Source organism: Caulobacter henricii, from assembly GCF_001414055.1.
GTDB lineage: Bacteria > Pseudomonadota > Alphaproteobacteria > Caulobacterales > Caulobacteraceae > Caulobacter > Caulobacter henricii.
This window is the reverse complement of the sequence record NZ_CP013002.1, coordinates 1,768,013-1,791,639: the sequence shown is the minus strand read 5'-3', so window position 1 is coordinate 1,791,639 and position 23,627 is coordinate 1,768,013. Positions and strand designations below refer to the sequence as shown.

The following is a 23,627-nucleotide window of genomic DNA, read 5'->3' as shown; positions in this document are numbered from 1 at the left end:
CCAAACCTGCCACCTCTGCCTGCCAAAGGGCGCAGACGCTCTTGGCTGACAAGGAAGATAGCAGAACAGGAAAGGCTACGCAGGGCCGCTAGACCGTTAGCCGCCTAACTTTTACTCACTATGGGTTGAAGACCCGACGGACGCACGCCTCAGGTTTCTGATTCCGCCTTGGGGGCCCTTCGAACCTCAACGACCCGCACCCGGGCACCATCCAGCACCAGGGCCAGCTCACCGCGCTTGATCTTCAGGGCGTCGGCCCCGAAGGCGTCGCGGCGCCAGCCCGTCAGGGCGGGGGTACTGGCATTGTCGTCGGCGGCGATCTTTTCCAGGTCCGAAACGGTCGCGATCAGTTTCGACGCAACGCCGGCTTCCTCGGCCCGGGCCTTGAGCAAGACCTTCAGCAGCTCGACCACGGCCCCTGCCGACGGCGGGGGCGCAGGACCGGCCTTTTCCAGAACGGGCGCATAGCCTTCAGGATCTGCCAGGGCCGCCTTGATGGCCGCCAGCAGGTCCGGGCCAAACTTGCTGCCGCCGAAGCCCTTGGGTACGCCACGCAAGGTGTTGAGCCCGTCCAGCGTGGTCGGTGCCTGGGTAGCCAGCTCGTCTATGGCCTCATCCTTCAGGATGCGGCCCCGCGGCTGGTCCCGTTGCTGGGCGGTGCGTTCGCGCCAGGCGGCGACCGCCTTGAAGACAGCCAGATATTTCTGGGCCGTCTTGCGCGGCCGCAGCCGGCGCCAGGCCTTTTCCGGGTCGACATCGTAGAAGGCCGGATCACACAGGGCCTGCATCTCTTCCTCGACCCAGGCCAGCCGCCCCGCGTCTGCCAGGCGCTGGCGCAACATCGGATACAGCGAGGCCAGATGGGTGACATCGGCCAGGGCATAGGTCAGCTGGGCCTCAGACAGGGGCCGCCGCGCCCAGTCGGTAAAGCGGCTGGACTTGTCGAGCTCGATCTTCAGCATCTGGCGGACCAGGGCGTCATAGGCGATCTGCTCGCCAAAGCCGGCGGCCATGCCGGCCACCTGGGTGTCGAACAGTGGTCGGGGCATGGCCCCCAGATTGTTGAAGATCTCGACGTCCTGACGGGCGGCGTGGAACACCTTGAGCACACGCTCGTCGCGCATCAGATCCAGCAGGGGCGTCAGGTCGATACCCTCCGCCAGCGGATCGATTACGGCCTCGACATTGGGGGCGCCAACCTGGATCAGGCAGAGCTTGGGCCAGTAGGTCGTCTCACGCATGAACTCGGTGTCCACGGCGACAAAGGGCTGACCCTGCAACTCATTACAAAACGCCGCCAGTGCGGCGGTAGTGGTTATCGGCTTCATCGGCTGCTAATAGCCTCGCGCACCCCCGAGTCTGCAAGCGTCAAGCAGCCCCGGGGCGCAGATTTCCGCGAATTGAAGGCGCGTTGGCGTCCTCAACTAGACCAGAGCAAGCGAATGAGCGATCAGCAGAGCGGCCTCACCTACGCCCAGGCGGGCGTTGATATTGATGCCGGCAACGCCCTGGTTGAAGCGATCAAACCCCTGGCCAAGGCCACGCGCCGCCCCGGTGCCGATGGCGGCCTTGGCGGTTTCGGTGCCCTGTTCGACCTGAAGGCCGCCGGCTATGACGATCCCCTGCTGGTTTCCACCACGGATGGCGTCGGCACCAAGCTGCGGATCGCCATCGACGCCAAGATGCATGGCTCGGTCGGCATCGATCTGGTGGCCATGTGCGTCAACGACCTGCTGGCCCAGGGGGCCGAACCCCTGCTGTTCCTGGACTATTTCGCGACCGGCAAGCTGGACCTGGCCACCGCCACCAGCGTGGTCGCGGGCATTGCCGAAGGCTGCAAGCTGGCCGGCGCGGCCCTGGTCGGCGGCGAAACCGCCGAAATGCCGGGCATGTACAGCGACGGTGAATATGACCTGGCCGGCTTCTCGGTCGGTGCCGTCGAGCGCGACGGTGTCCTGCCCAAGCTCGACAAGCAGAGGGCCGGCGACATCATCATCGGCGTGGGCTCTTCCGGTCCCCATTCCAACGGCTATTCGCTGGTCCGTCGGGTGGTTGAGCGCTCGGGTCTGACCTGGGACGCCCCGGCTCCCTTCGAAGACGGCAAGACCCTGGCCGAAGCCCTGATGGCCCCGACCCGGATCTATGTGAAGTCGATCCTGCCCCTGCTGCAGTCAGGCCGCGTCAAGGGCGGGGCCCACATCACGGGCGGCGGCCTGATCGAAAACCCGCCACGCTGTATCGCCCAGGGCCTGGTTCCCGAGTTTGACTGGAACGCCTGGCCCCTGCCCCCCGTGTTCGCCTGGCTGCAGGAGGTCGGGGGCATCTCGGATCACGAACTGCGCCGAACCTTCAACTGTGGCGTCGGCTTCATTCTGGTGGTGGCGTCAAGCGATGCCGAACCCGTGCTGGCCGCCCTGCTCAATGCCGGCGAGGACGCCTTCATCTGCGGCCAGCTGGTCGCGGGCTAGGTTTGGGCCCTCTCCCCTTGCGGGAGATGGATGGGGTGGTCCTGATGGCCTCGAAGACCAAGGTGGCTGTTTTCATCTCCGGACGGGGCACCAACATGGAAGCCCTGGTTCGGTCGACCCTGGCCGGGGACTGCCCTTTCGAGATCAGCCTGGTCCTGGCCAACAAACCGGAGGCCGGCGGTCTTGCCACGGCCCAGGCGGCCGGGATTGAGGCGCTTTGCGTAGACCAGAAGCCGTTCGGCAAGGACCGTGAGGCCCATGAACGCGCCATAGACGCCGCCCTGCGGTCGCGGGGCATCCAGGTCATCGCACTGGCGGGCTATATGCGCATCCTGACGCCCTTCCTGGTCGATGCCTGGGCCGGACGGATGCTGAACATCCACCCTTCCCTGCTGCCCGCCTATCCGGGCCTGGACACTCATGCCCGGGCCCTGGCCGCAGGCGAGGCCGAGGCTGGTTGTACCGTCCATCTGGTCACGGCCGGTGTTGATGAGGGTCCCATCCTGGGCCAGGCCCGCGTGCCCATCCTGCCCGGCGATGACGAACACGCCCTGGCCCTGCGGGTCCTGGAGCAGGAGCACAGGCTTTACCCCGAGACCCTCGCTGCCTTCTGCCTGGGCCTAGGCTGAAGCCTTCTCGAAGCGATAGCGGGCCACGGCCAGGCCCGTGACGACCAGGGCCGCGCCCCACAGGGCCATGACGCCAAACTTCAGATAGGCCGCCGCGCCGAGGGCTCCGCCGAGGGTCAGGCCGGTCCAGAGCAGGCAGAACGGGACCCAGGCCCAGCGCTCACCGCCAGTCAGGGCCGCAGCGATCCTTTGCCCGGCCTTGACCAGGGCCCCGGTCATATAGGTCAGGCCGACGCCGACATCGCCATTGCGCTGGAAGACCGCGTTCTCGGCCCCCATGGCCAGGACCATCGCCGCTACGCCCGGGCCGTCCAGCCCCATCATGATCAAGATCGCAGCGCTGATCAGCAGACCGGCCACCAGAGCCATGACCGCGGACCGTCGGTCTTCGCCCACCCGTCGGGCGACAAGTGCGCCCAGCACCACCCCGGCCACAAAGAGGCCGATCAGACCCAGGGCCGTCAGGGCCGCCGCGACATGGCCGGTGGCCAGACCGACCCCCAGTCGCGTCGAGTTGCCACTCATGAACGACACAAAGAAGCCGCCCAGCTTCAGGAAACCGATGGCGTCGACATAACCGGCCACCCCGGAAAGAGCCGCCGCAAGGGCTACATCACGCCCGGCATAGTCCTTCAAGGTGAGCCTCCGTGAACAGGCTGTCCCGCCTGGGCCCAGCCGCACCCGATCTGTGACGCAAATGGGGCGGACCCGGCGAGACCGAATGTCGCGCTTCGAATTGATAACCATCCAGGGTCAGGGAGTTGTCACTATTCGGGGTCAGAATGGCGTCATGGAATCGCTCCTGCCCCAACTGACCGAGACGATCGCCCAGAACAGCCTCTGGGCAGGGCTGGCCTTGTTCGTCCTGACCCTGCTGGAGGCTCTCCTGCTGGTCGGACTGCTGATCCCCATTGTGGCAGTCATGGTCATGGCCGGTGCCCTGGTGGCCCAGGGTGTTCTGCATCCGGTCGAAGCGATCCTTTGGTGCAGCGCCGGGGCCATCATCGGCGACGGCCTGTCCTATCTGCTTGGCCGGGGTCTTGGAGCCCGGCGGCTCGCCAACGGCCTGCTGGCCGGTCACCGACGGCTGCTGGCCCGCGCCAAGCTGGTCTCGCGGCGGCACGGGATCATTGCCATCGCCCTGGCACGCTTCATGGGCCCGGTTCGCCCGTTCATTCCGATCGTGGCGGGCATGACCCGATCGCGGCCCTGGGCCTTCCAGGCCGCCAGCGTCCTGACCGCGCCGCTCTGGGTCATAGCCATGCTCGCCCCGGGCTATATGGCCGCCCGCAATCTGGAACTGCTCCTGACTGATCCATTGGCGGGCGTGGCCCTTGCGCTCGCCGCGGTAATCCTCGGGATCATTGCCTATGCCAGCTGGAAGCGCTTCGGGCCCGGACCAGCGCGGACGACCCGTCTGGTGGCCTAGGGCTCGTCAGGTCGCACGAGGACACTTAGAGGGCGTTGGCGCGGGTGAAGACGATGGTCACACGCATACCCCCGCCAGGCTCGCCGCTGACCTCGACTTTCGCGTGGGCGTTCTTGCGCAGGGACTGGACGATCATGTTGCTGAGCTTCCCCGGCCTTGGCCAGGTCTGGTCCGGCAGCAGGCCGACCCCGTCATCCGAGACGACAACGCGGCAACCGTCTTCGTCGACCAGGCTGTGCAGGGTGATCGTTCCGCCTTCACGCCCCTTGAAGGCGTGCTTGAGGGCATTGGTCAGCAGCTCGTTGACCACCAGGCCCGCCGGCATCGCCACATTGATCGAGACCGGCCACGTATCGACCTGAAGATTGAGGTGAATCCCTTCCGCCGCATGAGCCCGCATGACAGCAGAAGCGATTTCGCTGAGATAGACGCCCAGATCGACGGTCTCTGCCTGCCCCGCATCTGACAGCGAACGATAGAGCAGACCCAGAGCCTCGACCCGTCCGGCAAGTCGACCGAACCGTTCGTCCTGAGCGTCCTCGGGTACATTGCGCGCCTCAATCCGGATCAGGGCCGTGATCATCTGCAGATTGTTGGCAACCCGATGCTGCAGCTCGCGCAGCAACACGTCCTTGTCCAGAATGCGCTGCTCGAATTCGGTGCGATCGGAGCCACGATGGCTTGCTCCCACCAGGGCAAGCATTCGAAACACCGCGATGCCTGCATTGTCCTGGATGATGTTCGACCAGGCGTCGACGGCTTCGACGCCCTGGCTGTGCGCAAAGGAGAAGACGCCGATATAGTCCTGGTCCTCGAGGACGGCGTCACTCAGTGCGCCATCATCCTCCGCATCTGCTGAGCGGCCCAGCAGAGCCTTCCAGCACTTGCCCTCAAGATCGGCGCTTGCCTGACCACTCAGGCGCTCGAATTCGATGTTGGCGTAGACGATCCGTTCGTCCGGCTGCAGTTCCGACACGGCGATCGCGATCGGCACCTGATCGAGAAACTGCCGGAAGCCATCGCTTTCGAGAACGCCGGCCAGGTCTGGGCTGCTGAGCAATTGCTCGATCTGCTCGCCGTTATCACTCACTTGGCCTGTACTCCGTCCCTTCGGTCACCAGACGAAGCCGGGGGAGCGGAAGGCGGCCAGCATACGCTGAAAACGGCATCCAGGCATAAGAAAAGCGGCGTGGCCTTCAGCCACGCCGCTTCTCAAGATCTATTCGACCCGACAATACCTGCCGGCGCGAAAAGCTTAGCCGACGATCTGGTCTTCCGTGAAGAACTGGGCGATCTCGATCGCGGCGTTCTCCAGGCTGTCCGAACCGTGGACCGAGTTTTCGCCGATCGACAGGGCGAACTGCTTGCGGATGGTGCCCTCGTCGGCATTGGCCGGGTTGGTGGCGCCCATGACTTCGCGGTAGCGGGCGACGGCGTTGTCACCTTGCAGAACCTGAACCACGACCGGCTCAGCGGTCATCTGGCCGACCAGTTCGCCGTAGAACGGACGCTCGGCGTGCACTTCGTAGAACTTCTTGGCTTGGGCATCGGTGAGATGCACGCGGCGCTGGGCGACGATGCGCAGGCCGGCGGCCTCGATCACCGCATTGATGGCGCCGGTCAGGTTGCGACGCGTGGCGTCCGGCTTGAGGATCGAGAAGGTGCGTTCGGTCACGAAGATATCTCACACATAAAGTTGTGAATTGGGAGGTTGCGGGCTTATAGCCGGGCGCTTCCTCCCCGCCAACCCGCCGCGTAGTCGTCCTTACAAATGCTTCAGATCAAAGACCTGACCTTCAACGCCTGGGGACGGAAGTTTTTCGACCATGCCAGCGTCAGCCTGCCGCCGGGGGCGAAGGTGGGTCTGATCGGCCGCAACGGCGTGGGCAAGTCCACCCTGTTCAAGCTCATCCTGGGCCAGCTCGCCGCCAGCGACGACGAAATCAGCCTGCCCAAAACGGCGCGCATCGGTTCGGTCGACCAGGAGCACCCCGCCACGCCGGTCTCACTCCTGGCCACGGTGCTTGAGGCCGACGAGGAACGTCACAGCCTTCTGACCCGGCTGGAGGACGCCCCGCCAGAGGAAATGGGCGAGATCTGGGCCCGCCTGATCGAGATCGACTCCGATGCGGCACCAGCCAAGGCCTCGGAAATCCTGTCTGGCCTGGGCTTCTCCCAGGATGACCTGCAGAGGCCGATGGCCGAGTTCTCGGGGGGCTGGCGGATGCGCGTCGCCCTGGCCGCCGCCCTGTTCGCCGAGCCGGACATGCTGCTGCTCGACGAACCGACCAACTATCTCGACCTCGAAGGCGCCCTGTGGCTGGAAGCCCGGCTGCAGAAGTACCCGCACACGGCCCTGATCGTCAGCCACGACCGCGAACTGCTCAACAACAGCTGTACCCACATGCTGCACCTGGCCGGCGGCAAGCTGGAGCTCTACACCGGCGGCTACGACGATTTCGAAAAGCGCCGGGCCGAAAAGGCCCGCCTGCAGCTCTCGGCCAAGGCCAAGCAGGATGCCGAGCGCGCCCACCTGCAGTCCTTCGTCGACCGCTTCAAGGCCAAGGCCTCGAAGGCGGCCCAGGCCCAGTCGCGAATGAAGCGACTGGCCAAGATGGAGCCCGTCGCGACCACGATCGAGGAGCGCGTCGCGCCCTTCACCCTGCCCTCGCCCCCCCGCCCCCTGCCGCCGCCGCTCATCCGGCTGGAGCGGGCCAATGTGGGCTATGAGCAAGGCCGGTCGATCCTCAAGAACCTCAACCTGCGCATGGACCTGGACGACCGGATCGGCCTGCTGGGCGTCAATGGCGCGGGCAAGTCGACCTTCGCCAAGATGATCGCCGGGGCCCTCGGCGTGCAGTCCGGCGAGTTCCACCGCGACCGCAAGATGAAGGTCGGCTGGTTCCACCAGCACCAGATCGAGGCCATGGATCCAGAAGACACCCCGCTGGAAATCATCCGCCGGGCCATGCCGGACGCCTCGGAATCCTCGCGCCGCTCGAAGCTGGCCCAGTTCGGCCTGGGCTTCGACAAGCAGGAGACCACGGTCGCCAACCTGTCCGGCGGCGAACGGGCCCGTCTACTGCTCAACATGGTGGCGATGGATGCGCCGCACATGCTGATCCTCGACGAGCCGACCAACCACCTGGACATCGACAGCCGCCGGGCCCTGCTGGACGCGCTCAATGACTATGAAGGCGCGGTCATACTGATCACCCACGACCGCTCGCTGATGGAACTGGTCGCCGACCGCCTGTGGCTGGCCGCCGACGGCACGGTCAAGCCGTTCGACGGCGACATGGACGACTATGCCAGGTTCGTGCTGGATCGCGCCAAGCAGGCGGTCAAGCCGACCCAGGTTGCCCGGGATCCGGCCAAGCTGGACGTTCCCGCCGCCCCGCCACGCAAGACCGTCGCCATCGAGCCCCTGAAGCGCAAGATCGAGGCCGCCGAGCAGGTCGTCACCCGCACGACCCGCCAGGTCGCCGAATTCGACGCCCAGCTCGCCGATCCCCAGCTCTACAAGAACCCCACCAAGCTGGCCGAACTGACCAAGCGTCGTGAAACGGCGAAGTCGAAGCTCGACGAAGCAGAAGCGACCTGGATGACCCTGGCTGAAGACCTGGCCGAGGCCGAAGCCTGAGCCTCAGCGCATCTAGGCCGCCACCATGGCCGCCGAGATTGCACCGACCAGGGACGCGACCGTCATCGGCTTGGATACCGAACCGTCAAACGGCACTCCGGGCGGGCCCGAACTGACATCGGCCGAAAAGGCGATGATCGGGCAATGGGCGCTGGGCCCCGCCCCGCTGCGGATCCTTTCCGCCGCCTGGACGCCGTCGAGGCGAGGCATGCGCAGATCCATCAGGATGACGTCAAAGGTCTCGCCTTCGGCGGCGCTGACACCCTCTTCGCCGTCTGCCGCCTCGCTGACCTTGGCCCCGAAGGCCTCCAGGATCGTCCGGACCAGTTCGCGATTGGTCGCATTGTCATCGACCACCAGCACCCGGCAGGCCGGAGGCAGAGTCAGGACAGGCTCCTCACCCTCCGACAGGCCGTCAATCGGTACGGGCGCGCTGAGGTCGAACCGGAAACAGGAGCCTTCCCCCAGCCGGCTTTCAACGCCGATCTGACCGCCCATGGCTTCCACCAGCCCCTTGGAGATCGCCAGCCCAAGGCCAGTGCCACCATGCTGGCGACGGATCGAGGCGTCGACCTGGGAGAAGCGCATGAACAGCAACTTCATGTCTGTCTCGGCGATGCCCTGGCCAGTATCCCTGACCGCCACCGAAAGCCTTTCGGTGTCCGCTGCATAGCCGAGACTCAGGGTCACCCCACCGGTCTCGGTGAACTTGATGGCATTGCCGATCAGGTTGAGCAGGACCTGCCGCAGGCGCTCGGGATCAAGCCAAAGCTGGTCCGGCAGGGCCTCAAACCCCTCGCTGGTCAGGGCCAGACCCTTGTCGGACGCCTGCAGGCTGAAGATATCCAGAGCCTCGCGCGCCAGTTCCGCCACCGCTACTGAACGCGGCCGGATCTCCATCTGGCCGGCCTCAAGCTTGGAAAAGTCCAGGATGTCATTGATGGTCGCCAGAAGCGACCGGCCGCCATCGACAATCCGGCTGACATGACGGCGCGTTTCGCTCGCCAGGTTCGGCTGCTCGTCGACGAGATTGGCAAAGCCGATCACGGCCGTCAGGGGCGTGCGCAGCTCATGGCTCATATTGGCCAGGAACTCGCCCTTGGCGGCCGCGGCGGCCTCGGCGGTGGCGCGGGCTTCGCGCAGCTCCTGCTCCAGGGCCTTGCGCGCGGTGATGTCACGGACCACGTCGGTCAGGCCGATCTTCTTGCCGCTGACGGGATCCAGGGCCAGGGTCGGACGTGATTCCAGCCAGATGGGCGTGCCATCCTTGCGAAAGGCCAGATACTCGATGCGGTCGGGATAACCTTCGCTTCGGCCTTCAACCCGCGCCTGGCTGATAGAGACCACGGCCTTCACATAGTCTGGGTGAACGAGCTCGATCGGACGCCCGCCGGTCAATTCTTCGGCCGTATAGCCGAGCACGGCGACGACGGAGGGCGACATATAGGTCACCCGGCCGGCAAGGTCGCTGTGGACGATCACATCGAGGGCATTCTCGGTCAGCAGCCGATAGCGCGCTTCACTTCGGGCGACGGCTTCGCTGGCCTGGGCCATGCGATCGAGGATATCGCGCCTTTGTCGCTGATAGGCGGCTACCGGCAGGCTCACGAAGATCGACACGGCCAGAAAGGCCTGGAGGATGATCGACTGTTCAGAGGTCGAGCCGTGGATCAGATGGATGGGGCCGAGGCCGGCCATGGTGAAGACGACAGCGATCATGGCCACCATGGCCGCCCCGATAACGCCCCCCAGAATTTCCAGCCGCGAAGCCACCAGCAGCATCACCGGCGGAACCACGAACAGTAAGGGATAACGACTCTGGGCGAAGACAACCGTAGTGACCAGAAGTAGGGCCGCAAGGGCCACCAGCCCCTCGCGGGTCACACTGCGCTCGGCGAGATTGGCCCTGGCCCGGACCAGCACCAGAATACACGGCGTCACGGTCAAAACGCCCAGAATGTCGCCCAGAACCCAGATGGCCATATTGGTCCAGATCTCGCCACCCCGGGTCACCGTATGCAGGAGCGAGGCAATAACCCCGGTCACCAGGGGCACAGCAAAACCGGCCAGGCCGACAAAGCCGATCATATGCCTGGGCAGACCCAGGTCTATGTCCCGTCCCAAAAATCGGCGGGTAGACCAGGCGCAAAGCCAGATCTGAACAATGTTGCTCGGGGCTAGTACAAGATTGACCAGCAGGGAGTCGCCGGCATGGGCCCCTGCCAACAGCGCCCCGGCCAGGGCCGCAGCCAGCATCCAGGGCCAGCGCGACGTATTGACCGCGAGTAGGCAGGCGAGGACAAAGCCGTTGGACAGCCAGATCGGCGTCACCTGCCCGTAGGCGCGGGGCACCTCGACGCCGACATAGGCGAGCAGGGCAAATCCCAGCCCCGCAATCAGCGAGGCCAGCGCGGTGCGCCCCATCTCCTGCGCCGCTAGCCGCACTTGACCTCTTTCACCCTGCCGGTGTCGGCGTCGAACAAGATGTTCAGGCGATCTGGCCGAAAGTCCATGGTCACCGGACAGGTCGTGCAGGCCACCCGCCAACGGGTGGGGTCCACGGCGGCCGGCAATTCAGTGCGATTCTTGCCGATATAGGCCTTGGCCTCAACCATGCCGCACTGGTCCTTCGGCTGGGGCGGGGCAATCGCCACCGGCGGAGGAGCCACCGGCGTCTCCGGAGGTGGCAGGGGCGCGGGTGGTGGCGCACTGGTGCAGGACACCGCCAGAAGGGCCGCAGCGACGGCAACGCCCAAAACCCGCAAGGATGTCATGCCTGCTTCTCCCATCCGCGTTCGGCACCCTGCCGCCAGTATGACACCGGATGGCCGCCCCTCTTGAAATATGTCCAGCGCCCCCGGGCCTGAGCCAGGGCCGACTCGTCACGACCATCGAACAATAGGACACAGCGGGCGAAGCCCGCCAAATCCCCCGGCTCGGCCCCGTCCAGCAGGAACAGGGCATCGCCACCATTGGGATTGTCCAGCCCCTCGGTCAGGAGAACCGGCTGCCGGTCGGCCATGGGTTCATGGGCCAGTCCGTGCGGCAGGAAGGCGTCGTCGCGATAGGTCCAGAGAAGACCGTCCAGGGTCTCCAGTCGACCGCGATCAACCCCGCGCACGAGGGCCTTCCAGCCACGCCCGAGGGTCTTTTCCAGAAGCTCGGGCAGCACCTGTTCGGCGCTGCTTCGCTCCAGATGGTAAAACCAGACCTCGCAGGGCGCGTCGGACATCCGCCGGATCAGCCTTCGTAGGCGTCGGCGACCAGGCGATTGAGCAGGCGCACGCCAAATCCGGCGGCACCGTCCGGCACGGTCGGATCGGTCGAGGGCTTGCGCCACGCCACCGAAGCGATGTCGAGGTGAGCCCACGGCACGCCATTGACGAACTTCTGCAGGAACAGACCCGCCGTGATCGACCCGGCCGGACGCCCGCCGATATTCTTCATGTCCGCGATCGGGCTTTCGATCTGCTTCTCGTAGGCCGCCGGCAGGGGCAGCCGCCAGAGGTTCTCGCGTTCAGCCTTGCCAGCCACCAGAAGTTTCTCCGACAAACCATCGTTATTGCTGAATAAACCTGCGTAGTCATGACCCAGCGAGATGATGATGGCCCCGGTCAGGGTGGCCAGATCAATCATGAACTGCGGCTTGAAGCGTTCCTGGGTGTACCAGAGGGCATCGGCCAGAACGAGGCGGCCTTCGGCATCGGTATTGATGACCTCGATCGTCTGGCCGGACATCGAAGTGACGACATCGCCTGGACGCTGGGCGTTGCCGTCCGGCATGTTCTCGACAAGGCCCAGAACCCCGATGGCATTGACCTTGGCCTTGCGGCCCGCCAGGGCGTGCATGACGCCGGCCACAGCGGCCGCGCCGCCCATGTCCCACTTCATGTCTTCCATGCCGTCGGCCGGCTTGATGCTGATGCCGCCGGTATCGAAGCAGACACCCTTGCCGACGAAGGCGATGGGCTGGGCCGCCTTATCGACTGCGCCGTTCCATTTCATGATCACCAGCTGGCTCTCGCGGACGCTGCCCTGACCGACGCCCAGCAGGCTGCCCATGCCCAGTTCGGCCATCTCGGCCTCGCCGAGGATCTCGACCTCGAGACCCAGGCTTTCCAGGCTCTTGGCACGGGCGGCAAATTCCTCGGGATGCAGGATATTGGCCGGCTCGGAGACCAGATCCCGGCTGAACAGAATGGCATTGGCCAGGGCATCAAGCCCTTCGAAGACCTTGGCCGCCTTGACCGGATCGGCGGCAGCGACCTTGACCACGGTGACCGACGGCTTTTTGTCCGCCTTCTCGGTGGTGCGATACCGGTCGAAGCGATAGGCGGCGAGCTTGACCCCGAAAGCGGCTCGAGCTGCCGTTTCGGCATCCGCGCCGAGCTTCAGCACCAGTTCGGTGACCCCGGTGGCCTTCACGGCCTGGAAGGCATGGGCCGCGGCGGTCTCGATCCCCTCCGGCTCAACAGCGCCGACCCCATCCACACCAACAAGCACGACACGCGCAGCATCCAGCCCGTGGGGCGCGACCAGGTCCAGGATCTGTCCCTTGGCCCCCGTGAACCGCCCGCCGGCAATGGCCCGCGACAGAGCTCCGCCGGTGGCCTCGTCGATGACGCGCGCTTCCGGCGACAGGGCGGCAGCCTGATGGGCCAGAACCGCCACGGCGGCCGTAGCCCCGGCATGGAGATCGGCGGGAACGAACTCGATACGCATCACACGCTCCTGATTTGGCTTCGCACCCTGAACTCCGCCAAACGCGTGGCGACTCGCGGCGCGGCCTTTTTGCTGGGCCGTCTCGACCTTGATGAGGCGGCATAGTCTAAGCCTCGTCGAGAGAAAAGACTCGCGGCGCCGTACCCGGCGAGGTCTTCGGTTGTGCCGGGGCAAAGCGCCCGTGTAGAACAGCCCATTCCCTGGGGTTCGCTCTTCCCGAATCCGTCCGACCGAACCCCCATTCGATGCGCCTGATCGAACGCTATCTTTTCCGCCAATTGCTGGGTCCGACGCTCTTTTGCGACGGCGGCCCTGGCGGCGCTTGCGCTATTGGCCAGAAGCCTGTCGGAATTCGATATCCTGGTCACGCAACGCCAGAGCGCTCTGGTTTTCCTGAAGATTATCCTGCTGGCCCTGCCCCAGCTTCTCAACATTGTCCTGCCGATTTCGCTGTTTGTCGCCGCCCTCGTCGCGCTCAACAGATTGCATACCGAGCAGGAGATCGTGGTCTGTTTCGCGGGCGGGATGAGTCGCTGGAAGGTGATCTCCCCCGCCATGCGCCTTGCCGTGTTCGCGGCCCTGTTCTCGCTGTTCCTGGGCCTGTGGGTTCAGCCGTGGAGCGCCCGTCAGATTCGCGAGACCGCCTTCGCGGTGAAAACCGATGTGGCCTCGACCCTGGTGCAGCCAGGGCAGTTCACCGAGCCAGGGCCAGGCCTGACCGTCTATGCGCAGTCGATCGACCGCGACAACCTGATCCACAACCTGTTCATCCACCAGGAACGGCCGGATGGCGGAGCCTCGACCTATTCCTCGCGGGAAGCGGTGATCGCCACCCGCAACGGGGCCCCGGTCCTGATCATGCTGAAGGGTTCCAACCAGCAGTTCTCCAATGCCGGCGTGCTCCAGTACACCTCGTTCGAGGAGTACACCTTCGACCTCTCGTCCCTGTTCCAGAGCGACGAGCTGCTGCACTACAAGATCGCCGACCGCTACCTGCACGAGCTGTTCTATCCCGACCTGACCCAGGAGTGGGAGCAGAAGAACCGGACAGGCCTGCTGGCCGAGGCCCATTCCCGCTTCGCCACGCCGTTGTACAATATCGCCCTGATGGCCATGGCCCTGGCCGCCGTGATCGGCGGTCAGTTCAGCCGTATGGGCTATGGCAAGCGCATCGCGGCCGTCGGTGCGGCGGCGGCGGTCGTGCGGATCATCGGATTCGGCGTCCAGGCCGCCTGCGAAGACTCCGCCTGGCTGAACATCCTGCAATATGTCGTGCCCCTGGGGGCCCTGTGGTGGGGACTGGCCCAGATCTTCCGGCAGAGGGTGTCACGGCACATCGCGATCGGACGACGCAAGGCCGCCTACGCCCCGCAGGCAGGTGCCGCATGAGCCTTGGCATCGGCATGGTCGAGCGCTACGTCCTCCAGCGCACCATGGCCTCTCTGGGGGCGGCCCTGGCCGTGCTGGGCTCGATGGTGATGCTGATCGCCTTCGTCGACATTGCCCGCAATGTCGGAACCCGAGCCGACATCAATTTCTTCCAGCTGCTTTATCTGACCATCCTGCAGGCCCCGGCCACGATCCTGGTGCTGACGCCGTTCATCTTCCTATTCGGCACGCTGGGCGCCTTTGTTGGCCTGAACCGGCGCAGCGAACTGATCGCCATGCGCGCCGCCGGGGTCTCAGCCTGGCGCTTCATCCTGCCGGCGGCCATGGCGGCCTTTGTCATGGGCGTCCTGACCATCACCCTGCTCAACCCCCTGAGCACGGCCATGACGGCGCAGTATGAAACCACCCGCGACGCCCTGATGGAGAACTATCTCAAGGCCGCGCCCAAGGGCACATGGCTACGCCAGGGCGACGACAAGACCCAGATCGTGATCCGGGCCCGCGCTCGTGACCAGGTCGATGGCTCCGTCCGGCTGCGGGGTGTTTCGCTGTTCGTCTATACGCTCAACAGCAAGGGCGTGATGGACTTCTCCCGTCGGATCGAGGCCAATGAGGCGAGGCTCGAGCCTGGCTTCTGGCGGTTGATCGGCGTGCGCGAGGCCACCCCGGGAGCCGGGGCGATCCGCTCGGAAAGCCTGTCGATTCCGTCCAATCTCGATGACCGCACCGCCTCCGAGCGCTTCAACTCGCCCCAGGCCGTCGCACTCTGGCGGTTGCCGACGACCATTGCGCGGACCGAAGACGCCGGGTTCTCAGCGACCCCGTTCAAGCTGCGCTATCATCAGATCCTCGCCACACCGCTGCTGTTCGCCGCCATGTCGGTCCTGGCGGCGGCCTTTTCACTCCGCCTGATGCGTCTCGGCGGACTGGCGGCCCTGGCCGGTTCGGGGGTTGCCCTCGGCTTCGGCTTCTTCTTCTTCAACGAGCTGTGCAGCGCGCTGGCGAAGGCCGAGGTGCTACATCCGGCAGTCGCCGCCTGGACCCCGCCCCTTGTCGCGCTTTTGGCGGGCTTCACCCTACTTTGCTATACCGAGGATGGTTGAGTCCGTGTTTCCGAGGTCGTTCATGATGGATCAGCGTCAAGGCGCTCTGCCCCTGCGGGCCCGCCTGTATCTGCTTGGCGGCGTCGCCTCGCTGGTGCTGGCCGCCACGGCGGCCCAGGCCCAGCAACCCCTGGCCAGCACGCCGCCTGCGCCCGCCATCAAGGCCCCGCCGTCTGACGGCCTGGGCGAAGAGGGCTATTATCTCGAGTCAGACCTGCTGATCCGCGATGACAAGACCGGCGTGCTCACCGCCCGCGGCGAAGTTGAGGCCCGCTATCAGGGCCGTACGCTGCGCGCCGAGGAAGTGGTCTATGACACCAAGGCGGGTGTCATCACGGCCAAGGGCAAGGTCACCCTGATCAATGGTGACGGCACGGCCCAGTTCGCCGACGAGATGACCCTGGACAAGGAGCTGAAGGCCGGCTTCGCCCTCGGCTTCTCGGCGCGCATGGAAGAGAACGTCAAGATCGCAGCTGTCTCGGCGATCCGGCGCAATGACAGCATCCAGGAGCTCAACAAGGCGATCTATACGCCGTGCGAGATCTGCGCGGACAAACTGACGCCGACCTGGTCCGTGTCCGCCGACAAGGTGGTTCAGGACAAGGACCGCCAGCTGGTCTATTACAAGAACGCGGTCATTCGCCTGTGGGGCGCGCCGCTGATGTACCTGCCGGTCTTCTGGCATCCAGATCCGCAGGCGACCCGGAGCTCCGGCTTCCTGACCCCCAAGCTTGGCGCGTCAAAGCGCCGGGGGATGTCCTATCAGCAGCCCTATCTCTACGTGATCTCGCCGTCTCAGGATGTGGTCCTAAGCCCTCAGATCAATTCAAGTATCAACCCGTTCCTGAATGCCCATTGGCGCAAGCGCTTCTATTCCGGCATCGCCGAGGTCCGGGGCGGCTTCACCTATGAAAAGGACATCGACAACCGGGGCGAACGCTTCGGCGAGGCCACGCCGCGCAGCTATATCCTGGCCCGCGGACTGTTCGACATCAACGACAAGTGGAAGTGGGGCTTCAGCGCCGAACGCACGTCCGACAAGCTGCTGTTCGACAACTATTCGATCAGTGACGTCTATCAGCAACGCGGCCTGTTCACGAGCGAGGACCGCCGCCTCAGTTCGCAGATCTATGCCACTCGCCAGGACCAGCGGTCCTACCTGTCGCTCTCGGCCGTGACGGTTCAGGGCCTGCGGGTGTCGGGTATTGATGCGGTCACCGGACTGGCCAGCTTCGAGAACAGCGACGTCTTTCCGCTGATCGGTCCACTGGTCGAGGGACGCTGGCAGCCCAAGGATCCGGTGCTAGGCGGGCGCCTGCGGCTCCAGGGCACGGGCGTCATCCTCACCCGTTCGGAGTCACCCTATGGCGCGACCCTGGACGGGGTCGACAGTCAACGCGGCAGCGTCAGCGCCGACTGGCGTTCGACCCTGACCCTGAAGTCCGGCGTGCGCATCTCACCCTTCGCCCAGGCCCGCGGTGACGCCTATCGCGTCTCCGACCTGCCCGGAGCCGACGACAGCCAGACCTATTCGCGCGCTCTCGGCGTGACCGGCATCGATGTCAGCTACCCCTTCTTCAAGCCGCTCAAGGGTGGCTCTGTCATTCTTGAGCCACTGGCCCAGCTCGCTGCCGGCTCCGAGAGCCGCCGCGTGCCGATCGTGGTCGGATCCAGCGGGACGACACGCTACCTCTATAACGAGGACAGCACCTCATTCGAGTTTGACGAAACCAACCTGTTCCGCGCCAACAAGTCGCCGGGCTTCGATCTCTATGAAGGCGGCCAGCGCCTGAACCTTGGGGGCCGTGCGACCGTCAAGTACAAGGACGGCCGGGGCGCCAGCATGCTGGTTGGCCGCAGCTTCCGCAGCGAGTTTGACCCGCTCCTGCCGTCCCGCTCGGGCCTGCAGCAAAAGTCGTCGGACTGGATCGTCGCGGCGACCGTCACCCCGGTCCAGGGCGTGACGGGCTTTGTCCGCACCCGCTATGCACCGGATCTGGCCAGCAACAAGTTCCGGCGCATTGAGGCCGGCCTCAATGCTGTCCACAAGGTCGCCAACGGCTCGGTGCGTTATATCAAGGATCAGCAGGACGCCGTCGGCGCGCCGCTGGAAACCTTCGAAATGAGCGGCCAGCTCAACCTGACCAAGCGTTGGGGCATAACGGCCTATGGCGGCAAGGACCTCGTTGCCGGTGTCTGGCGTCGGCGCGATCTGGGCGTCGTCTATAATGACGACTGCATCCGCATCGACGTGATCTACCAAAACGAAGACCGATTCAGCCAGGCCTCAACCGGTGGCCTGAAACTTCAAGCCGATCAGTCCGTCGTGTTTCGCCTAACCCTCGCCACATTGGGTGATACAGGGTACAGCCAGTAAAAATGATCCCGCGTCGCCGCCGGCGCGCGTGATTTTCGCGCGCGTGATCGGCACGATGCGCCTAGAGGAACGACACTACCCATGCGGCCTGCGCGTAGCGTGAAGACCCTAGCCGCGGCCGGAGCCGCGTCCATCATCGCCCTGGCCATGGCGAGCCTCGGCGCGCCGGCTCTCGCCCAGGACACAGCGCCGGTCGAGGCAACGCCGCCCCGGGCCCCGGCTGCGCCCCGCCCGCTGTCGGAAAGCGTCGCGGCCGTGGTCAATGACGATATCGTCTCCAGCTACGACCTGACCCAGCGCATGCGCCTGCTGATGGTCAGTTCCGGTGTTCAGCCGACCGAAGAGAACCTGCCCCAACTGGAGCAGGAAGCCCTTCGCTCGCTGATTGACGAGCGCGTCCAGCTGCAGGAACTGCGCCGGGTCGAAAAGGCCCAGAAGATCACGATCATCTCGACCGACAAGGAAGTCGACGAGCAGATCGACGACATTGCCAAGGGCAACAATGCCAACATGACCGGTGCCATGCTGATGGCCCAGTTGGCCTCGCAAGGGGTTGGCGCTGAGACCTTCCGCTCGCAGATCCGCATCGACAGCAGCTGGCAGAACTGGATCAGCGGCCGCTATGGATCGCGCCTGCGGGTGGGTGAAGACCAGATCAAGGCCTTCCAGCGCCGCCTGGCCGAGTCGGCCAGCAAGCCGCAGTATCAGGTCAGCGAAGTGTTCATCGACGCCACCCGCGTGGGCGGTATGGAGACAGCTGTAAACGGGGCCACCCAGTTGGTCGGCCAGATGCAGCAGGGCGCACCCTTCCCCGCGGTCGCGCGCCAGTTCTCGTCGGCCGCCACCGCAGCCAATGGCGGAGACGCCGGCTGGGTCGGCCCGGGCGAGATGCCGCCTGAAGTCGACGCGGCCCTTGAAGAGCTTCGCCCCGGACAACTCTCGCGACCTATCCCGGTGCGGGACGGCGTCTATATCATTTATCTCCGCGACAAGCGCGCCGGGGCCAAGACCGCTCTGGTCGATCTCAAACAGGTCGCCTATCCGCTGGCCGCCGATGCCTCGGCCCAGCAGGTTGAAGCCGCCAACAGCGCCCTGCTGGCCCTGAAGCCGCAGATCACGAGCTGTTCGGCTCTGGAAGCGGCGGCCAACAAGGTGGACGGACTGGTCGCCGGCGACCTCGGCGAAGCCGAGATCACCGACCTGGCCCCGGCCTTCCAGGCTGCGGCCTCGGCTCTGGATATCGGTCAGGTTTCCGATCCGATCCGTACGGACGCCGGGCTCCACCTGATCGCCGTCTGTGGCAAGCGACAGTCGGGCGGTAATGCGCCGTCCCATGACCAGATCGAGAACCGTCTGCGCGGCCAGCAGCTGGCCCTGATTTCGAAGCGCTACCTGCGCGACCTGCGCAACTCGGCGACCATAGAAACCCGGTGACGATCGCCCCCCTGGCCCTGAGCGCCGGCGACCCCGCCGGCATCGGGCCCGAGATCATCGCCAAGGCCTGGACGGCGCTGCGCTGGGAAGGCCCGCCGTTCATGGTCGTGGGTGATGCGCGGTCCCTGGCTGCGGCCGGCTCGGGCGTCCGGGTCAGGACCGTGACGGGTCCGGCCGAGGCCATGGATCTGTTTCCAACCGCCCTGCCCGTGCTGGATGTCCCCCTGCTGAGCCCCGTGATCGCGGGCCAAGCGTCTAGCACCCACGCCGCCCAAATCATCCGCTGCATCGAAACCGGGGCGGGCCTTGCCCTGTCCGGCTCAGTCTCGGGCCTGGTCACGGCCCCCATCGCCAAGGCCCCCCTCTATGAGGCCGGATTTGCCTTCCCGGGCCATACCGAGTTCCTGGCCGAACTGACGGCCGGGGCACCCTGCGAGGGCCTACGTGGCCCCGTGATGATGCTGGCGGCCGGCAATCTGCGCGCCACCCTGGTGACCATCCACAAGGCCCTGAACGATGTTTCGGCCGCCCTGTCGGTGGAGGCCATCGTCACGGCCGGCATGGTCACCCACCAGGCCCTGAAACGCGACTTCGGCATAGCCCACCCGCGACTGGCCCTGGCGGCCCTCAATCCCCACGCCGGCGAAGGCGGGGCTCTGGGCCGGGAGGAGATCGAGATCATCGAACCCGCCGCCCGCGTCCTGCGCGATCTGGGCGTTGAGGTCATGGGGCCAGCCCCCGCCGACACCCTGTTCCACGCCGAGGCCCGGGCCCGCTATGACGCCGTGCTGTGCATGTATCACGACCAGGCCCTGATCCCGGTCAAGATGCTCGACTTCTGGGGCGGCGTGAATGTCAGCCTCGGCCTGCCGATCGTCCGCACCTCGCCAGACCATGGCACCGGGTTCGACATTGCTGGACGCGGACTGGCCCGAGCCGATAGCCTGATTGCCGCCATCCGGATGGCGGCCCAGATCGCCGCCCGCCGGGCCGCCTGACCTCTTGCCGAGACCCTGAGCCCATGAGCCTGGCCGATATGCCGCCGCTGCGCGACGCCCTGGAGCGTCACGACCTTCTGGCCCGCAAGAGCTTTGGTCAGCACTTTCTGCTGGACCTCAACATCACCCGCAAGATCGCGCGGCTGGCCGGCATCGGTCCCGAGGACGTGGTGGTCGAGGTCGGGCCCGGTCCCGGCGGCCTGACCCGCGCCCTGCTGGAAACCGGAGCCCGCGTGGTCGCCATCGAGATGGACAGCCGGTTCATGCCGATCCTAGCCGAACTGGGCGAAGCCGCTGACCAGCGCCTGGAGGTCGTGCAGGGCGATGCCCTTAAGGTCGACGCCAGCCGCGCCGTCGGCGGCGTTCCCGCCCATGTGGTCGCCAACCTGCCCTACAATGTGGGTACCCAGCTGCTGATCAACTGGCTAACGGGCCCGTTCCTGCCCGTCTCCATGACCCTGATGTTCCAGAAGGAAGTGGCCGAACGTATTGCCGCCCAGGTCAATGACGACGCCTATGGACGGCTTGCCGTCATCGCCCAGACCGTCTGCGAGGCCAAGATCGTCATGGACCTCCCGGCCCGCGCCTTCACCCCGCCGCCCAAGGTCAATTCGGCGGTGATCAAGCTTGTTCCCCGCGCGGTCATCCCGCCGGCCGCCGAACTGGCCGCCCTGGAACGCGTGACCGCCGCGGCCTTTGGGCAGCGTCGCAAGATGCTTCGCTCCAGCCTCAAGGCGCTAGGCGGCGGCGATCTCTGTGAAAAGGCCGGCATCAGCCCCGACATCCGCGCCGAGAATGTGCCGATCGAGGGCTTCCTGGCGTTGGCCAGGGCGACCCTGCCCTAGGGCGTTTTCCGATAAGTGTGCAACGATTAGCGGATCGAAAAACGCTCTAAACTTTTGATGTAGAGCCCTTTTCGCCCGGGCCTGATGAAGCCATCAGGTCGGAAAGGGCTCTAGGCCTCGCGGTTTTGGACAGCGGGCTTCACGCCGCGCCAGCGGGCCAGGAACACCAGCAGGACGATCACCGCGACCAGGCCGGGCAAGCTGGCCTCCAGACCAAAGGTTCCGCCGGTCAGCCAGGTCATTCCACTAGCCAGGGTCGGTGTCAGCAGGCCCGCCTCAGAGGCCCCGCTCACGCCGAGACCCAGAATGCCGCCCTGGGTGACATTGGCCATGAAATGGATGCCGATCGGCAGGGCCAGGCTCCGGGTCCGCAGATAGGCCAGTCCGAACAGGATCGAGGCCAGGAAGATATTGATCCCCGCCCAGATCTTGGTCGTGCCGTGCATGCCCTCATTGTCCAGATGGGTCAGCAGAAAGAAGCCGCCGACCAGGATCTGGGCCGGCCACTCGCCCAGGCCGGCCAGCAGCCTCTGGAACAGGAAGCCGCGGAACATCAGTTCTTCGGCCACGGCCACGGCGGCCATGAGCCCCAGACTGGCGATGAGGGCATCCAGTCCGGTTGAATTCGGTTTCCAGCTGATCCAGCCCCCCAGCGCCAGGAGTGCGGCAGGTGCCAGCATCAGGGCTGCGCCCAGGGCACCCCCGATCCCCAGTTGCACAGCCCAAAGCCCGTCCAGCCGGCCGATGACCTCCGTCAGCGGTCTGCGGCGCAGGAGCTGACAAAGCCAGGTCGTCACCAGAAGGATGAGTGCCTGCTCCGCAATCGACAGTTCGCGACCCAGGTGCTGGGATATCAGCAGAGCCGGAAACAGCAGCAGCGTCAGGACGACCATGAAGATCGCCGCCCACCAGCCATTGCGTAGCTTGCCCTGGGCATCAAACATCATCGTGGCGAGCGACATGTGACCCTCCCTGCCCCGGTCATTGAACCGGGCAGCCATGTAATGCACGGTACCTTGCGTTGCAAGGTAATGAGATAGGCAGAAAACCGACCAGGACCGAGGTCCAGGTCTCCTAGATGTTTTCCTTCAGCAGGCTTGCAACCAGGTCGCCGATCCACGGATTGCGGGCCCGCTTCTGACGCTCGGCATGATAGATATGGGCCAGATCGGCATAGGCCTTGTCGAAGTCGTCATTGAGAATGACGTAGTCGAACTGCTCCCAGGCAGCGACTTCATCCTTGGCCCGGGCCAGACGACGGTGGATGACCTCTTCGCTGTCCTGGCTGCGAGCGTGCAGCCGACGGCTCATCTCGGCCAGGGACGGCGGCAGGATATAGACCAGCACGCTATCGGCGCCGGCCTGCTTGTGGACCTTCATCGCGCCCTGGAAGTCGATATCGAACAGGGCGCTCTCGCCGCGGTCCAGGGCGTCCATGATCGGCGGCTTGGGGCTGCCGTAGAAATTGCCATAGACCTCGGCCCATTCGAGGAAGGCGTCAGCCGCGATCATCTCCTGGAACGTCTCGCGGGAGACAAAGTGGTAGTCGCGCCCGTTGTGCTCGCCCGGACGAGGGGCCCGGGTGGTGGCGCTGATCGACAGGTGCAGGTCGCCATGGTCAGCCACCAGGCGGCGGGTCAGGGAGGTCTTGCCGACGCCAGAGGGCGCGACGACCATCAGCAAGAGGCCGCGGGTCTTATGGTGGGACTTATTCAACGTTCTGAACCTGTTCGCGGAACTGCTCGATCGTCGCCTTCAGCTCCAGACCGATTGTGGTCAGGCTGCTGAGGGCCGATTTCGAGCAGAGGGTATTGGCCTCGCGCATGAACTCCTGGGACAGGAAGTCCAACCGGCGACCGGCGGCGGCATCACCGGTCAGCAAGGTGCGGGCAGCTGTGACGTGGCCGGCCAGACGATCCAGTTCCTCACGGACATCGGCCTTGACGGCCAGGGCAGCAGCTTCCTGGATGATACGGTCCTCGGACGCGGCCTCGCCGAGCAAATCGGCCATCCGGCGCGCGAAGCGGTCCTTCAGAACGGCCGGCTGACCGGCAGCCTCGGCACCGGCCGCCGTGGTCAGCCGCTCGATGGTATCGACCTGGCCATTCAGGACGGGCGTAAGGGCAGTCCCCTCCTCCTGCCGGGCAAGCTTCAGGGCTTCCAGGGCCTGGACGATGGAGGCAGCCATGGCCTGCTCGACGGCGGCGCGGGTCTCTGCGTCATCGTCTTCCTCGCGGACCTCGATGACGCCGCGCAGGGCCAGCAGGCCATCGAGGGAGGGCTTTACGACCATGCCGGTGGCCACATAGGGGCCGCCCGCCTTCAGATAGCGCTCGAGAGTCTCGACGCTGACCTGGGTTTGCCCCACAGCCTCGGCCCGCTTGCCCTGGACATTGACGGTCAGCTGGCCGCGCTGGAAGCGGGCCTGGGCCCCGTCGCGCGCCACGCGGTCCAGGCTGTCAAAGCCCGGAGGACCCCGAAAGCGGGTCTCGAGGTTGCGGCCATTGACGCTGCGGGCTTCCACGGCCCACGACCAGGCTCCCAGAGCCCCGTCGACGCGGGCAAAGCCGGTCATGCCCGACAGCGCCAC

20 protein-coding genes and 1 pseudogene are annotated in these 23,627 nt (G+C 65.6%); 10 read left to right on the top strand and 11 right to left on the bottom strand.

From position 1 onward, the window contains the following. Positions 1 to 149: 149 nt before the first annotated feature. Positions 150 to 1,328 carry a ribonuclease D gene (gene rnd, locus AQ619_RS08295; protein ID WP_062146277.1) on the bottom strand — a complete coding sequence of 393 codons (1,179 nt, stop codon included), beginning with the start codon at positions 1,326 to 1,328 and terminating at the stop codon, positions 150 to 152. Between the two features lie 114 nt (positions 1,329 to 1,442). Here rnd and purM point away from each other — a divergent pair, with 114 nt between their 5' ends. Further along, positions 1,443 to 2,468, top strand: coding sequence for a phosphoribosylformylglycinamidine cyclo-ligase (gene purM, locus AQ619_RS08290; protein ID WP_062146275.1), 1,026 nt, complete (start codon positions 1,443 to 1,445; stop codon positions 2,466 to 2,468). Between the two features lie 44 nt (positions 2,469 to 2,512). Further along, positions 2,513 to 3,097, top strand: a complete 585-nt coding sequence (gene purN, locus AQ619_RS08285; RefSeq protein WP_062151424.1) for a phosphoribosylglycinamide formyltransferase — start codon at positions 2,513 to 2,515, stop codon at positions 3,095 to 3,097. On the opposite strand, the gene AQ619_RS08280 is transcribed toward purN, so the two are convergent. Continuing rightward, a complete protein-coding gene (locus tag AQ619_RS08280) occupies positions 3,089 to 3,733 on the bottom strand; it encodes a YoaK family protein (RefSeq protein WP_062146273.1) in 645 nt (214 codons plus the stop codon). The two genes, purN and AQ619_RS08280, sit on opposite strands and share 9 nt — an antisense overlap. A 154-nt stretch (positions 3,734 to 3,887) precedes the next feature. Here AQ619_RS08280 and AQ619_RS08275 point away from each other — a divergent pair, with 154 nt between their 5' ends. Further along, positions 3,888 to 4,526, top strand: coding sequence for a DedA family protein (locus tag AQ619_RS08275; RefSeq protein ID WP_062146271.1), 639 nt, complete (start codon positions 3,888 to 3,890; stop codon positions 4,524 to 4,526). A gap of 25 nt (positions 4,527 to 4,551) precedes the next feature. On the opposite strand, the gene AQ619_RS08270 is transcribed toward AQ619_RS08275, so the two are convergent. Together AQ619_RS08270 and ndk are read right to left on the bottom strand one after the other, a co-directional pair. After that, entirely contained in the window at positions 4,552 to 5,616 is a 1,065-nt protein-coding gene (locus AQ619_RS08270) for a sensor histidine kinase (RefSeq protein WP_062146268.1), read from the bottom strand. A gap of 165 nt (positions 5,617 to 5,781) precedes the next feature. Next, positions 5,782 to 6,201: a nucleoside-diphosphate kinase gene (ndk, locus tag AQ619_RS08265; RefSeq protein WP_062146266.1), complete on the bottom strand. Its 420-nt coding sequence runs from the start codon at positions 6,199 to 6,201 to the stop codon at positions 5,782 to 5,784. A gap of 96 nt (positions 6,202 to 6,297) precedes the next feature. On the opposite strand from ndk, the gene AQ619_RS08260 reads away from it, so the two are divergent. Further along, positions 6,298 to 8,169: an ABC-F family ATP-binding cassette domain-containing protein gene (locus tag AQ619_RS08260; protein ID WP_062146264.1), complete on the top strand. Its 1,872-nt coding sequence runs from the start codon at positions 6,298 to 6,300 to the stop codon at positions 8,167 to 8,169. 12 nt (positions 8,170 to 8,181) lie between these two features. Here the strand turns inward: AQ619_RS08260 and AQ619_RS08255 are convergent, their stop codons facing one another. Genes AQ619_RS08255 through AQ619_RS08240 form a run of 4 tightly spaced genes read right to left on the bottom strand, consistent with a single transcriptional unit; the run spans position 8,182 to position 12,891 of the window. Beyond that, positions 8,182 to 10,593, bottom strand: coding sequence for an MASE1 domain-containing protein (locus tag AQ619_RS08255; RefSeq protein ID WP_062146262.1), 2,412 nt, complete (start codon positions 10,591 to 10,593; stop codon positions 8,182 to 8,184). Positions 10,594 to 10,604: 11 nt separating this feature from the next. Continuing rightward, on the bottom strand, positions 10,605 to 10,943 hold the full coding sequence (locus AQ619_RS18745; protein ID WP_084745867.1) for a peptidase inhibitor I78: 339 nt from the start codon (positions 10,941 to 10,943) through the stop codon (positions 10,605 to 10,607). Then, positions 10,940 to 11,401: a DNA polymerase III subunit chi gene (locus tag AQ619_RS08245; RefSeq protein ID WP_062146258.1), complete on the bottom strand. Its 462-nt coding sequence runs from the start codon at positions 11,399 to 11,401 to the stop codon at positions 10,940 to 10,942. Before AQ619_RS08245 ends, AQ619_RS18745 begins: the two co-directional genes overlap by 4 nt. 8 nt (positions 11,402 to 11,409) lie before the next feature. Beyond that, the gene (locus AQ619_RS08240; protein ID WP_062146256.1) at positions 11,410 to 12,891 is read right to left on the bottom strand and encodes a leucyl aminopeptidase; all 1,482 of its coding nucleotides are present in this window, start codon (positions 12,889 to 12,891) and stop codon (positions 11,410 to 11,412) included. A 245-nt stretch (positions 12,892 to 13,136) separates the two neighbouring features. Between AQ619_RS08240 and lptF the strand changes: the two are divergent. The 6 genes and pseudogenes from lptF (at position 13,137) to rsmA (ending at position 21,037) form a co-directional block, all read left to right on the top strand. Further along, a pseudogene (gene lptF / locus AQ619_RS08235) lies at positions 13,137 to 14,280 on the top strand (LPS export ABC transporter permease LptF). Beyond that, complete coding sequence (gene lptG, locus AQ619_RS08230; RefSeq protein WP_062146254.1) at positions 14,277 to 15,383, top strand: LPS export ABC transporter permease LptG; 1,107 nt, start codon at positions 14,277 to 14,279, stop codon at positions 15,381 to 15,383. Before lptF ends, lptG begins: the two are co-directional and overlap by 4 nt. 22 nt (positions 15,384 to 15,405) lie before the next feature. Then, a complete protein-coding gene (locus AQ619_RS08225; protein ID WP_236849552.1) occupies positions 15,406 to 17,760 on the top strand; it encodes an LPS-assembly protein LptD in 2,355 nt (784 codons plus the stop codon). Positions 17,761 to 17,841: 81 nt separating this feature from the next. Further along, positions 17,842 to 19,194 (top strand): peptidylprolyl isomerase, encoded by a 1,353-nt coding sequence (locus AQ619_RS08220; RefSeq protein ID WP_062146249.1) that lies wholly within the window; start codon positions 17,842 to 17,844, stop codon positions 19,192 to 19,194. Beyond that, positions 19,191 to 20,192: a 4-hydroxythreonine-4-phosphate dehydrogenase PdxA gene (gene pdxA, locus AQ619_RS08215; RefSeq protein WP_062146246.1), complete on the top strand. Its 1,002-nt coding sequence runs from the start codon at positions 19,191 to 19,193 to the stop codon at positions 20,190 to 20,192. Before AQ619_RS08220 ends, pdxA begins: the two co-directional genes overlap by 4 nt. Positions 20,193 to 20,215: 23 nt before the next feature. After that, a complete protein-coding gene (gene rsmA, locus AQ619_RS08210) occupies positions 20,216 to 21,037 on the top strand; it encodes a 16S rRNA (adenine(1518)-N(6)/adenine(1519)-N(6))-dimethyltransferase RsmA (protein ID WP_062146244.1) in 822 nt (273 codons plus the stop codon). Positions 21,038 to 21,147: 110 nt separating this feature from the next. On the opposite strand, the gene AQ619_RS08205 is transcribed toward rsmA, so the two are convergent. The 3 genes from AQ619_RS08205 to AQ619_RS08195 form a co-directional block, all read right to left on the bottom strand. After that, positions 21,148 to 21,999 (bottom strand): CPBP family intramembrane glutamic endopeptidase, encoded by an 852-nt coding sequence (locus AQ619_RS08205; protein ID WP_062146243.1) that lies wholly within the window; start codon positions 21,997 to 21,999, stop codon positions 21,148 to 21,150. Positions 22,000 to 22,111: 112 nt separating this feature from the next. After that, positions 22,112 to 22,753: a guanylate kinase gene (gene gmk / locus AQ619_RS08200; protein WP_062146241.1), complete on the bottom strand. Its 642-nt coding sequence runs from the start codon at positions 22,751 to 22,753 to the stop codon at positions 22,112 to 22,114. Continuing rightward, positions 22,746 to 23,627, bottom strand: a complete 882-nt coding sequence (locus tag AQ619_RS08195) for a YicC/YloC family endoribonuclease (protein ID WP_062146239.1) — start codon at positions 23,625 to 23,627, stop codon at positions 22,746 to 22,748. Before AQ619_RS08195 ends, gmk begins: the two co-directional genes overlap by 8 nt.